Here is a 12508-nt window from a genome sequence, read left to right on the forward strand (position 1 = left end):
GAAGCTCGAAGCTCGAAGCTCGAAGCTCGAAGCTCGAAGCTCGAAGCTCGAAGCTCGAAGCTCGAAGCTCGAAGCTCGAAGCTCGAAGCTCGAAGCTCGAAGCTCGAAGCTCGAAGCTCGAAGCTCGAAGCTCGAAGCTCGAAGCTCGAAGCTCGAAGCTCGAAGCTCGAAGCTCGAAGGCAGCGTGATCCCGACGGCTGCGGGGTCAAGGGTTTTCTTCCAGCTTCGAGCTTCCAGGCGCGAAGCGCCGCTCTTCAAGCTTGAGTCCGGCGCAGCCGGGCCTATTCTTCCTCGTCGCTGTCCTCGTCCTCCAGCCGCAGGAAGGTCTGGCGGTAGTGCGCCAGCTCGGCGATGGACTCCTTGATGTCGTCCATGGCCAGGTGGACGTTGCGCTTGCCGAAGCCGACCAGCGCCCCGGGGTTCCAGCGCTTGGCCAGCTCCTTGAGGGTCGAGACGTCCAGGTTGCGGTAGTGGAAGAAGGCCAGCAGCTCGGGCATCTCCCGCTCCAGGAAGCGGCGGTCCTGGTGGACGCTGTTGCCGCACATCGGCGAGCTGCCCGGGGCCACGTGGGCGTTCAGGAACTCGAGGGTGAGGCGCTCGGCCTCGGCGGTATCAACGGCGCTGGCCTTGACCCGCTCGACCAGCCCCGAGGCGCCGTGGGTCTTCTGGTTCCAGTCGTCCATGGCCTCGAGCAGGCTGTCGGGCTGATGGACGGCGATCACCGGCCCCTCGGCGACGACGTTGAGGTCGGCGTCGGTGACCAGGGTGGCCACCTCGATGATCCGTTCGCGGTTCGGGTCGAGCCCGGTCATCTCCAGGTCGATCCACACCAGGCGCTGGGTGCGGGGGTCTTGGGCGTCTCGGTTCGCGGCCATGGGAGCTTCCTTGTCGGGGGCTGACGACAGCCGGCCCGGTTGATGAGTACAATGCCGCCATTGTACCGACCTTCGGGCCATCATGAGCAAACGCAAGCTGAGCCGCCAGCAGCGCTGGCGCATCGAGAAGATCCAGGCCGAACGCGCCAAGCGGGCCGAGAAGCGCGGCAGCCAGGACGCCGACAAGCTCGCCGCCGGGGAATACGGCCCCGAGCAGCCCGGGCGAGTGATCGCTCACTTCGGCCGCACCCTGGACGTGCTCGCCGAGGGCGGCGAGGCCCCGGTGCGCTGCCACCTGCGCGCCAACCTGGAGGGGCTGGTGACCGGCGACCGGGTCGTCTGGCGGGCCGGCCAGGACGGCAGCGGCGTGGTGGTGGCCCGCAGCGAGCGGGACAGCGTGCTCGAGCGCCCCGATGCCCGCGGCCAGCTCAAGCCGGTGGCGGCCAACATCGACCAGATCCTGATCGTCTTCGCCGTGGAACCCGAGCCCCACGCCAACCTCATCGACCGCTACCTGGTGGCCGCCGAGGCCACCGGCATCGCCCCGGTGCTGGTGCTCAACAAGGTCGACCTGCTGCCCGAGACGGGCGGCGAGCTGCGCCGGCTGCTGAGCCGCTACGAGGCGCTGGGCTATCCGGTGGTGACCACCAGCACCGCCCGCGACGGCGGCCTGGATGCGCTGCACCGGCGGCTGGCCGATCGCACCTCGGTGTTCGTCGGCCAGAGCGGGGTGGGCAAGTCCTCACTCATCGACCGCCTGCTGCCCGACGAGGAGCTGCGCATCGGCGCGCTGTCCGAGGACTCCCGCAAGGGCCGCCATACCACCACCACGGCCCGGCTCTACCACATGCCCAGCGGCGGCGAGCTGATCGACTCCCCCGGCATCCGCGAGTTCGGCCTGACCCACCTGGACGAGCCCCAGGTGGCCGAGGGCTTCATCGAGTTCCGCGAGCTGCTGGGGCGCTGCCGCTTCCGCGACTGCCGGCACCGCCAGGAGCCCGGCTGCGCGCTGCTCGAGGCCGTGGAAGACGGCCGCGTCCACGCCGACCGCTTTGCCAGCTACCGCCGTATCGTCGATAGTCTCGAAGAGCGTTGAGAGAGACGGAATCCCCGAGCCAGGAGAGCGCCATGAGTTCCGAAGCCAACCTGCTGCCGCTGATCGTCGAGCCCGAACAGCTCGCCGAACGGCTGGACGCCCCCTCGCTGCTGATCGTCGACGTGCCGCTCAAGGCCGAGAGCCACGCGCAGGGCCATGTGCCCGGCGCCGTCTACCTGGACTTCCGGCAATTGATGCGCGGCGACGGCGCGGTGCCCAACGAGGTACCGGACCCCGCCGCCCTGTCGGCGCTGTTCTCGTCGCTGGGGCTGACCCGGGACACCCACGTGGTGGCCTACGACGACGAGGGCGGCGGCTGGGCCGGCCGGCTGCTGTGGACCCTGGAGCTGATCGGCCACACCCGCTACTCCTACCTCAATGGCGGCATCCACGCCTGGCGCGCTGCCGGCCTGCCGGTCGCCACCGAGCCGACCGCCCCGACGCCCAGCGACTACGAGGCCGAGATCCTGCACCCCGAGGTGGCCATCGATCGTGCCGAGCTGGCCGAGCGCCTGGGCGAGAAGGGCTTCGCGATCTGGGACGCGCGCTCCCGGGCCGAGTACGACGGCGAGAAGGGCGACAACAAGCGGCTCGGCCATATCCCCGGCGCGGTGAACCTGGAATGGACCGACGCCATGGACAAGGCGCGCGACCTGCGCATCCGCGACTACGCGGAGCTGGTCACCGAGCTCGAGGCCCTGGGCCTGACCCCGGACATGGAAGTGGTCACTCACTGCCAGAGCCACCACCGCAGCGGCTTCACCTGGCTGGTGGGCAAGGCGCTGGGCTTCGAGAAGATGCGCGGCTACGCCGGCTCCTGGAAGGAGTGGGGCAACCGCGACGACACGCCGATCGAAAAGCCCTGACGGCAAGAACGCGGCTGCGCCGCTCGAAGACGGAAGACCGGCGCTTCGCGCCTGGAAGAGGGAAGCAAACCGCTTAGGCTGTCTTCCCTCATCTTTCTTCCCTCTTCATTCTTCCTACTTCCCTCTTGAGGAATGACTCCTTCGTGACCCCAGCCAAGCTGTTCGCCCTGATCCAGTACCCCCTGCCCCACCACCTGCTGTCGCGGCTGATCGGCCGGCTGGCCGACTGCCGCGTCGGCTGGCTGAAGGACGCCCTGATTCGCGCCTTCATCCGCCAGTTCAAGGTGGACATGCGCGAGGCCCACGAGCCGGATCCGCGCGCCTATCCGAGCTTCAACGACTTCTTCACCCGGCCGCTGAAGGACGGCGCCCGCCCCATCGGCGAGGGGCTGGTCTCGCCGGCCGACGGCACCCTCTCGCAGTTCGGTTCCATCGGCCGCGGCCGGCTGATCCAGGCCAAGGGCCACGACTTCACCGCCGCCGACCTGCTGGGCGGCGACCTGGAGGCCGCCGGGCGCTTCCACGACGGCAGCTTCGCCACCGTCTACCTGTCGCCGCGGGACTACCACCGGGTGCACATGCCGGTGGCGGGCACGCTCAGGGAGATGGTCTACGTGCCGGGCCGGCTGTTCTCGGTCAACGCCGCCACCACCCACCATGTGCCCAACCTCTTCGCCCGTAACGAGCGCCTGGTCTGCCACTTCGACACCGAGCACGGTCCCATGGCCCTGGTGCTGGTCGGTGCCATGATCGTCGCCGCCATCGAGACGGTGTGGGCCGGACAGATCACCCCCCTGCCCCGCGGCGGCGTGCAGCGCATCCGCTTCGACACCCCGGTGCATCTCGAGAAAGGCGAGGAAATGGGCCGCTTCAAGCTCGGCTCCACCGTGGTGATGGCCTTCGCCGAACCGGTGGAGTTCGACGCCCAGGACACGGAACGCAAGGTGCGGATGGGCGAGCGACTCGGCGAGTTCGGCTGAGGCGACGCGTCCCCACCCTCTGACCCGCCATCGCACAGGGCCCACTCACCGGAGTGGGCCCTGTGCGAGCCCCGCCTTCCATCGTTCCAGTGCAACGGCCTTTCTCTGCGCCCTCCTTCACAAGATGGGCAGTCCCCCGACCATCAGGCCGAGAGCGTCGCTTCCTCGGCGTAGACCTCGGCGAAGATGGCGGTGATGGGCCGGCTAGATTGTTCCGCCTGGCGTCGGCGCACCTCCGCCGAGAGGCGCTCGAGCGCTTCACTGGGCTGGGCCCACTGCTCTCTGGGGAGCGGCTGCGACCATTCCTCGAGGCTCGCCGGCAGGGTCTTGCGCTCGGCCTTCTGGATGGCGCGGATTTCCCACTCGGCGAGGTGATAAGGAATCGTCCACAGGACGAGGATGTGCCACAGGTACCACATGGCCACCTTGAACAGGCCGATCTCGCCGTCGCGATGGCGGCGATGCAGCCGGCGGCGGGCGTTGTGGAAGGTATGCACGCCCTCGTAAGGCGGGTCGCCGGGGCGCTGCAGGCCGTTCGGGTCCTGAATCTCCTCGCGGGTATGCACCTCGTATTCCATATAGGCGCGCACCGACTCCCACAGCCCCATCGCCAGCGGCAGGCCGGGCTGCGGCAGTTCCAGGAAATGCTGCTGCCCCGTCTCGGGATCGATGAAACCGAGCCCCAGGCCATACTGGCGCTGCACGCCGTACTGGGTCGCCCCCTGCGCCTGAGTCACCCAGGCCGCCACGCTTTCCCAGGGCACGATGATCGGCGGCTTGCCCCCGCCCGGCGCGAAGGCCACCTCGCGGCGCTGGCGGTGGAAACGGGTGGGGACGTCATTGCGGAACTTGAAGTGGTATTGGCACTTTATAAGCAATGCCATAATCAAGAAAAAAAAACATATCACAGAGATCGTAAAAAAAACCTCTTCAAAAACAATCCCTGAAACCAAAAAAAACATATCAACACTTTCACCATATATCCACCCAGCAACTCCTAACGCTAAAGGCATCAAGAAAGCCAAAATAAAATAACTGATAAAAGGAATGCCCAGGGTAAACTGCCAGGTAAAGGGCGTGGGCAGACTGCCTCCGAAGTCCAGATAGGCATCGTTGACCTCACCGATGGCTTGATTGAAGTCCACAGGCGCGGAGCCCGTGGGCAAGGGGGCTGGGGAAAGGTAGCAGACCTTGCCTGCCGGGAAGGGCTCGATGTCTCCGGCCTGGTGGGGCTGGGCCATATCGGGCCGTGGTGTCTGATTTTCCTTGGCGGACATAAACAAGCCTTGAATTAATTAAGAAGAAGCGTGTCGATTTCCTTCCAGGGCGCCGTTTCACCACTAACGGCAACGCTTGATGGGGTGTAATCTCCCTCACCGCCCGAGGCAGAAATCCGGATATGATAATTATGGACTCGATATTGGCCATCGTCCCCTAGCTCTTCCAGTCGAATAGCTATGACATTGTCGGTTCTGCGGCCCGATATCGAATCAAGTGGTTCGGGACGAGGAAAGCCGAGCGAAAGCGGTGACTGTTCCTCTAGTGTCAGGTTTGCTAAGACCTTCTCGGTGGCCGTCACCCACCTCTCCGGGCAGTAATCACGCCCACGGTATTCGGGCTGTACCTGATAGCCACCAAGAAACAGGCGCACCGGTGCTTTACCCCCGAAAGGCGCCGAGAGGTCCTGCAGGCTAACCGACGACAGCGAAAGGGCAAAGTCGACCGATTTCGGTCCTTGCGTCCAGCTCTTCCACCATCCATCGAACTCCTCGATACTGACCTTGATTCTGGGTGCTTGCGCGATTGCCTGTAGCCGAGACTGATACGTTTCAACATCATCATCACGGACTTGATCCGCATCCTGACTCCAAGGGGTGGTAAGTAACCAGTCATCATGGCGACTGGTACTGTAACGGTTATAGAGCCAACTCCCGCCCAGTTCGAGCACGGTAAACAGCGCCCCGGCAAGGTTGAAGCGCCAGAATACCGATCCCAGACGAGCGCCGGCAGCGGCCCAGGAGACACCACGAAACGCCACCGAATATCCTGCATGAAGGGTGTTAGCCAATCCATAGGCATTGGAGCCCAGCATGCCCCCCGCACCCACCATACTGGCCATGGCAGCACTTTGGGCACTACGATCACCGCTACGAACGGCTTCTTGCCAAGCGTCATGTCGACTAGTCAGACTCACATAGCTGGCCACAAATCCAAAAGCATAGGTGAAGCCGCCGAGGAACATATGAAGGCGCCCAAGAGATGCACTGACGCTTTTAGCCCCCGAGACCTGCAAAGCGTTATTCAACGCGTTCAACCTGGATGAAAGTGCAGTGTCCATCACGCCTTGAGCAGCGGAGAAACCGACACTCCCCGTTGAAACCACACTATTAACAAGAGGCCAAACTTCAACATTTTCATCAGAGCCAACTTGCCCCCAAAAATCGTTCCAAGCTTGGGCAAGAGTAGATAGTTGCGTGGCAAAAATCAGCAGCCCCATGCCGTCCCCGGCCAGGCTCGCCGACGGCGTCGAGGCAATGCCCTGTCGCAGGTTGCGCATCAGGCCGCTGACCTCGGCCTGCTGGGCCGCTGGCAGCACCAGCGTCAGGCCGGCGCGTCCTGGCGCCGAACCAGCGATACGCACACCGTCTTCGGGAAGCTCTTCGATCGGGCTTAGGGCACGGGCGAGTTCCGGCTCATGCACCGTCTGCAGTTCCTGGCGCAGGCGCTTGAACTCCTCAAGCAGGGTTTGTGCCTCGAGGGAGCGGTGCCCGGCGGTCGCCTTGACGGCATTTCGACGCTTTCGGATCGCACTGAGTTCTTCTCGCAGCGCCAGGACACGCTGCATGGTTCGCTGGAAACTCGCCAACTCCTCTCGCGAGGCCACGACGAAGCTGGCGCCCGTGCGATGGGCGGCATCGAGGATCCTCGCGGGCAGCGCCTTGGGCAGGCGACGGAACAGATCCTCCAGGTCGGGGATCGTGTCACGGTTGATGCCCTGGTGAACTCGTCCATGACCTGGGCGATGCCCCGCGAGATCGCCGGCGCCAAGGGCTGATGGGCGCTCTCGGCGATGACCTGGGTATCCTCGGGTAGCTGATCGACCGCCGGCAGTTGCCCGGACTCGATCGCGTTGAGCTCATCCCACAGGTCCTTAGTCTTGAGCACGGCCCCGTAACCGGCATTGGCAATCGTTGAATACTGGCCGATGAAGTCGCTCTGGTCAGCGAGTGGCAGGGTATGGAACAACGGCCGATCGTAGTGCGGGACCTCTTCCAGCCAGTTGGCGACCCGTTCGATCGACTCATCGCTGCGGCAGATATCCTTCAGGCACCCATACTGGGCCTTGAAGCCCTCGTGGACCTGATCCGCGTTCTGCGCATCGAAGTACCAGGCGGCGGTGTGGAAGCGGTTGCTGCACAGCATCTCGGCGCGATCAGCGGACAGGGCATCCAGCGTAGCATTCCAGCGCTGCAGCCGCGGGCGCTGCTCGGCGAGAAAGGTGTCCATTCGCTCGCGGTCGATCAGTTCATTGATGCCCCGCTCACCGATGCTGCTGCCTTCCAGCAGGGCCCTGAGCCGCTCGTTGTGCTGCTGTTTCATGGCGAGCAGGGCATCACCATGCCGCTCCACGAAGTCACGCCCCAGGCTGTCGCTCAGGCTCTCCTCGACGTAGTAACGGCGCACCGCTCCCTGCAAGCGGTCGGCGATTTCATAGGCATTACTGCGGTTCGCCTCACCGCGTATCTCTTGCAGGCGCTCTTTGAGCTCCACGGGCAGGTCCGGGTCGTAGGGCTGTGGTAACTCACCCGTGTTGCTATCCCGATTGAGGAAATCGAGCAGGCTCTGCCGCACCTCGCTCTGACGAGGCTCCTCCATCGCGGCGGCCTCGTCCCACATGGCCTGGACGGCCGGGTCCTCCGAGACTTGGCGCAGGTCGTCCAGCGAGGCGCCCTGCAACTGGGACAGCGACTCGATGTAGCAGGCCAGCAGGTAATCCCGCTCAGTACGCCCTTCATTTTCCGTGGCCCAATCCTCTACCCAGCCCACAACCTCGTCCTGAAACTGGGCCAGATCACGCATCACGCCGATGTCGTCACGCACCACCAGGCACAGGGCCTCGTCGCGATCCTCCACGCCATGCTGCTTGAGCAGCTTGCCGAGCCGCGACTTGTGGTAGTAGGGCTCGTTCTCCCAGAGGTAGGGCCGGGCTTCGTGCTCGTAGCCTTCTTCCGGGACCTCCAGCTGAGCGTCCTCGGCGAACTCCGCCACCCACTCCTCGGCCTGGGCCGTGGTGATCAGATGCTGGCCTCCCCCGCTGACGGGGTTGGCGCCGGAGAGATCGACCGCCTGCATGAAGGCATCCCGATCCTCTTCACTCTCCGTCACCTGGGCGCGCTTGGCCGCGGTCCACTCTACCTCGGAGAAACACACGTAGAGGGTGCGATCGGTCTCGTACTCCAGCTTGCCGCCGGTGATGGTGTCGCCGAAGTCGCGAAACTCGTACTCGTCGAGCTGGTGGGTTTCACTATCGAGGATATAGAGGTAGCCGTTGCGCAACAGTCGGATGCCCAGCGGCCGCGCCGTCAGCGAATAGGGTGTTTCCACCCCCGGTTCGAGCTCCTCGACCAGGCCGTAGCGCAAGGGCAGCAACTGCACCCTGCCGCCCAGCAGCGGACAGGTGGCGCCCTCCTCGCTGCCGCGACTCGACATTTCATACGCCGCCAGCGAGGCATCGTTGCGATCATCGGCGGGTCGCTCGAACGCAGCCATGTGACATTCTCCCTATGTCGTAACGTCAGTCCGTGATGATGTAGGAGCCGCCGCCAGGGCGGCCTCGAGGCGTGCCATCCCCTTGCCCTGCCCGGGATCGCCTAACAAGTCCGTCCACGCATCAAGTCCCTCGCCCTGCTGCCAGGAGGTGATCCCGAGGCGCTGCATCAGGGTGCAGAGCAGGGCCCATTCCCGGGGGGTGGTTAATCCTAGCTCACACGCCTCCTGCACGATGACGGCCAGCTGCGCGTGGCGCTGGGGACGATCTGCCGCCATCAGCCAGCCATCGCAGTGCCGGTCGACGAAGGTCATCAGCTGACGAATGTCTCGGCGCCGATCGCATTCCTCGAGGCGCGCCAGCTGCGACTCCGAGAGCCGATAATCCACAGCGCTTCTGGGCCGGCCAGTCGCCTCCTTCTCCAGCGGCGCATGCCTGTGCCAGGCTTCCTGCACCGCATCCGGCATTATCAGCCGCTCGATGGGCCCCCAGGGCACCTGCTCCGGCGAACTACCATCCGTGAACAGCGACGAGATGACCGCCGGATCGGCCAGGCGCAGCAGCATGGGAAGACCCGCAGGATGCCGCACCTGGATCAGGTCGCGCAGATGATCGGCCACGTCCAGCAGATCGCATGAGCCGAGGATCAGATAGCCCCACTCCGCCTCGGCTCCCTGCCGGAGAAACCGCTCGAGCACGGGATCGCCTGGCCCCTGGAGCCGCACCAGCCATGGCGACACCTCGGCCACCTCGGCCCAGGGCGTGCCAGCGTAAAGCAGGTCGGCATCCAGATCGCCTTCCGACCACTCGTAAAGGCACCGGGCCAGTTCCTTCACGCGAACACCGTCGAGCAGCAGGAACACCTCCCCTGCCTCAGGCCAGTCGAGTTCAAGTTCCCACGTCGATCCGTCCGCTGACCAAGGCTCACTCATGGCCGATCATCCATCGCTGCCGGATTCGCAGACCGGGCACAGCGCCTGCTGCTGCAACAGGGCAGCATGCTGCGGCGCCTTGACCGGCGTGAACTGCGGAGCGGGCTCGTCCTCCCCCGGCAGGATCGGCGCCTGGGCGCTCTGCCCGGTGCCGCTGCCGGGGCTGCCGCCGGAGTTGATCTTCACGCTGGGGCCGACGATGGTCACCCCGGATGGATCGAGCTTCACGAAGCTGCCGCCGGCCTTCAAGGTGATCTCGGCGCCGGCCTCGATGACCACCTTCATGCCGGCCTTGTGGTGCACCTCGCTGCCGGCCTCGACGAGCTGGGCGCGGCCGATCTTCTCGTGGCGGGTTTGGCCCACGCTCAAGTGGTCGTCGCCGTCGATCCGGGTGCGCCGCTCGCCGTGCACGGTGCGGTGGTCGTCGCGGTCGAGCTCTTCGATGCGATCGCGTTTCACCGTCAGGTGGCTGTCGCGGCGAATCTCCTCGGTGCGGTCGTTCTCGGTCAGCAGCTCCAGGTCCTTCTGGGCATGGACCCAGATCTGCTCCTGGTCGCGCTGGTCCTCGAAGCGCAGCTCGTTGAAGCCCTCGCCCTGGTGGGTCTGGGTGCGCAGCACGGTGCGCGTCTTGTGCTCGGGCAGCGGGTACGGCGGGGTGTTCACCGCATGATAGGTGCGCCCGGTGATCAGCGGCTGGTCCGGGTCGCCCTCCAGGAAGGAGACGATCACCTCGTGGCCGATGCGCGGGATCGCCATCATGCCGTAGCCGCCCCCGGCCCAGCCCTGGCTGACGCGAATCCAGGCGCTGGCGGTTTCATCCGGTGCCGCGTAGCGGTCCCAGGGGAACTGGCAGCGCACCCGGCCGTGGGCGTCGCAGTGGATCTCCTCGCCCTCGGGGCCCACCACGAAGGCCACCTGGGGGCCGTCGACCCGCGGCTTGGGCTGCGGTACGGGGCGCCAGGCGGCGTCGTCCGGGGTCAGCGTGAGAGTGTTGTGATAGCGGGTCATGCCGTCACGATCCCCGGCGGTCACGCCTACGGCGTCTTCCTGCAGCGCCTGGGGCTGCTCGCCCTCGTGGATCACCTCGACCACCTGCCAGCCGCGGTTGAACTCGGCCACGTCGTGGTCGGCCAGGGTGAAACGGGTGCCCGGGGCGAGCTCCGGCAGGTCGCTCTCGCCGTTAATCGTCAGGGCGTCGCTTCTCAGGTGCTCCAGGCGGTGGCGAGTGAAGGCCTGGCCCGAGGCGTCGGCCTTGTAGCGCCCCGGGTAGTCGTAGTGCTCGTAGTCCGCCCGCTGGCTATGCTGCTCCAGCCCCTGGCCTTGATGATCGTGGAGCTGAGCGTACGCCGGCTGCTTGAACGAATAGTCCTTGAGCTGGGCGCGGGCCGGGCGCACCCGGGCGGTCTGGGTCAGCCGGCGCAGGTGACGCTGGGGCGCGCTGCCGCCGGCACGGTGGTGATAGGTCCGCTCGCCGAGGGCGGCGAGCACCTGGGGATCGTCGGCGAACACCAGCCGGTGGGCGCCGAGGTCGGCGTCCTCGAACTCATGGAAGTAGAACAGCCCCTCCTCGGCGGCCAGGCGCTCGAGAAATTCGAGATCGGTCTCGCGGTACTGCACGCAGTACTCGCGCTCCTCCGGCTCGCGGGTCACCGCGAAGGCCACGTCGGTCAGGCCGCGCTCCTCGCACAGGGTGTTGAGAATCGTCAGCGGCGAGACGCGCTGGAAGATCCGCGAGTTCTGGCGCAGCGAGAGCCGCCACAGCGACGGGCGGATCACCGCCTCGTAGTGGCTGCGGCGATGGCCGCGGTCGCCGCGGCCGAACTCGGCGACGATGCCGTGGACCCGGCGCTGGGCCACGCCGTCCTGCCAGACGGTGAGGCTCGCCGGGCGGTCGAGCGGCGCCGCCGGCGCGAGGTCACCGGCGCGGCTGGCGAAGCGCACCCGCAGGTGGAAGGGCGCCGACAGCGCCTCCTCATGGGTGAAGTCGATCACCGCCAGGTCGGCGTCCTCGGCCCCCGTCAGGCTCAGGGTGAACTGCAGTCCGGTCTGGTCAGCCATCTCAGCCGCCTTCCCCGCTGGCGCTGCCGATCAGCACGCCGCCGCAGTCCACGGAAAAGTATCTACCTACTCAGGCCATGCTCTCGGTAGGCCCTGCGGTATAGGTATGCCGATGCAGTTCGTTGATGTGCATGGCCGCATCGTGCCCGCGACGGATATGGGGCAACACGATCTCACTGGCCTTGGTGAAGCGGTGGCCCACCCGCACGGTATAGGACTTGAACAGCCAGCTCAGGAAGTTCTGGGTGAAAGTGGCATCCTCGATGTCGCGCCACTTGATGCCGAACATGCCCTTCGACCAAGGAAAGATACCGCGATAGACCCAAACGCCCTCGGCGTCTGTATAGAGAACGATGCTACGAATCGTCAGTATCTGGACGACACAGAAGGCCAACCAGAACAGGATGAAGATGGCCCCCAGCCAATCGCGGATACCGGTCAAAGCCAAGCCAACCACTACCATGACCAAAAAGACGATGATGGGACGCACATAAGCCGTCCATGACATGGTGAAACGCTCACCGATCTCGTTGGATTGTTGCAGGGATTCCATGGTGTTTTCCTCCTTGAAATAGCAGCCGACAGTGACGATTCCGTCAGCCTTGATGAGCATCGAAGGGCTCGCTGCGATAGGCGGCCTTCGGCGGTACGCAGCCCCCATCCCATTCACCGTTCCTGTCACGGCGATGGCATCACATGACTCAAATGAAACGCTGCCGATCAGGCAGTCAGCCACTCCTTCTCTCCATAGACCTCGGCGAAGATGGCGGTAATGGGCCGGTTGGGCTGCTGGGCCTGGCGCCGGCGCACCTCCGCCGAGAGGCGCTCGAGCGCTTCACTGGGCTGGGCCCACTGCTCTCTGGGGAGCGGCTGCGACCATTCCTCGAGGCTCGCCGGCAGGGTCTTGCGCTCGGCCTTCTGGATGGCGCGGAT

At 65.4% G+C, this 12508-nt stretch carries 11 protein-coding genes and 1 pseudogene; 4 read left to right on the plus strand and 8 right to left on the minus strand.

What is annotated here, in order from left to right:
• Positions 1–264: hypothetical protein (locus QC818_RS18130; RefSeq protein WP_309654276.1), on the plus strand; the 264-nt coding region annotated here is incomplete at its 5' end.
• 17 nt (positions 265–281) lie between these two features.
• Here the strand turns inward: QC818_RS18130 and orn are convergent.
• Positions 282–875 carry an oligoribonuclease gene (orn, locus tag QC818_RS18135; RefSeq protein ID WP_309654277.1) on the minus strand — a complete coding sequence of 198 codons (594 nt, stop codon included), beginning with the start codon at positions 873–875 and terminating at the stop codon, positions 282–284.
• Between the two features lie 82 nt (positions 876–957).
• On the opposite strand from orn, the gene rsgA reads away from it, so the two are divergent.
• From rsgA to asd, 3 genes are all read left to right on the plus strand, one after another.
• The gene (gene rsgA, locus QC818_RS18140) at positions 958–1971 is read left to right on the plus strand and encodes a small ribosomal subunit biogenesis GTPase RsgA (protein ID WP_309654278.1); all 1014 of its coding nucleotides are present in this window, start codon (positions 958–960) and stop codon (positions 1969–1971) included.
• A gap of 32 nt (positions 1972–2003) precedes the next feature.
• Positions 2004–2837, plus strand: coding sequence for a sulfurtransferase (locus tag QC818_RS18145; RefSeq protein ID WP_309654279.1), 834 nt, complete (start codon positions 2004–2006; stop codon positions 2835–2837).
• A 143-nt stretch (positions 2838–2980) separates the two neighbouring features.
• Positions 2981–3817 (plus strand): archaetidylserine decarboxylase, encoded by an 837-nt coding sequence (asd, locus tag QC818_RS18150; RefSeq protein WP_309654280.1) that lies wholly within the window; start codon positions 2981–2983, stop codon positions 3815–3817.
• A 143-nt stretch (positions 3818–3960) separates the two neighbouring features.
• Here asd and QC818_RS18155 read toward each other — a convergent pair whose 3' ends face one another.
• The 7 genes and pseudogenes from QC818_RS18155 to QC818_RS18185 form a co-directional block, all read right to left on the minus strand.
• Positions 3961–5094: a hypothetical protein gene (locus QC818_RS18155; protein ID WP_309654281.1), complete on the minus strand. Its 1134-nt coding sequence runs from the start codon at positions 5092–5094 to the stop codon at positions 3961–3963.
• 14 nt (positions 5095–5108) lie between these two features.
• Positions 5109–6518 carry a hypothetical protein gene (locus QC818_RS18160; protein WP_309654282.1) on the minus strand — a complete coding sequence of 470 codons (1410 nt, stop codon included), beginning with the start codon at positions 6516–6518 and terminating at the stop codon, positions 5109–5111.
• Complete coding sequence (locus QC818_RS18165; protein WP_309654283.1) at positions 6488–8587, minus strand: toxin VasX; 2100 nt, start codon at positions 8585–8587, stop codon at positions 6488–6490. The genes QC818_RS18160 and QC818_RS18165 overlap by 31 nt, the downstream gene beginning before the upstream one ends.
• 12 nt (positions 8588–8599) lie before the next feature.
• On the minus strand, positions 8600–9517 hold the full coding sequence (locus tag QC818_RS18170) for a DUF4123 domain-containing protein (protein ID WP_309654284.1): 918 nt from the start codon (positions 9515–9517) through the stop codon (positions 8600–8602).
• Between the two features lie 6 nt (positions 9518–9523).
• Entirely contained in the window at positions 9524–11575 is a 2052-nt protein-coding gene (locus QC818_RS18175) for a type VI secretion system Vgr family protein (RefSeq protein WP_309654285.1), read from the minus strand.
• 70 nt (positions 11576–11645) lie between these two features.
• Positions 11646–12311 (minus strand): YdbT family protein, encoded by a 666-nt coding sequence (locus QC818_RS18180; protein ID WP_309654286.1) that lies wholly within the window; start codon positions 12309–12311, stop codon positions 11646–11648.
• A pseudogene (locus QC818_RS18185) lies at positions 12296–12508 on the minus strand (hypothetical protein); the annotation flags it as partial. The gene QC818_RS18180 and the pseudogene QC818_RS18185, both read right to left, overlap by 16 nt.

The organism is Halomonas koreensis, from assembly GCF_031451675.1.
Classification (GTDB): domain Bacteria; phylum Pseudomonadota; class Gammaproteobacteria; order Pseudomonadales; family Halomonadaceae; genus Halomonas; species Halomonas koreensis.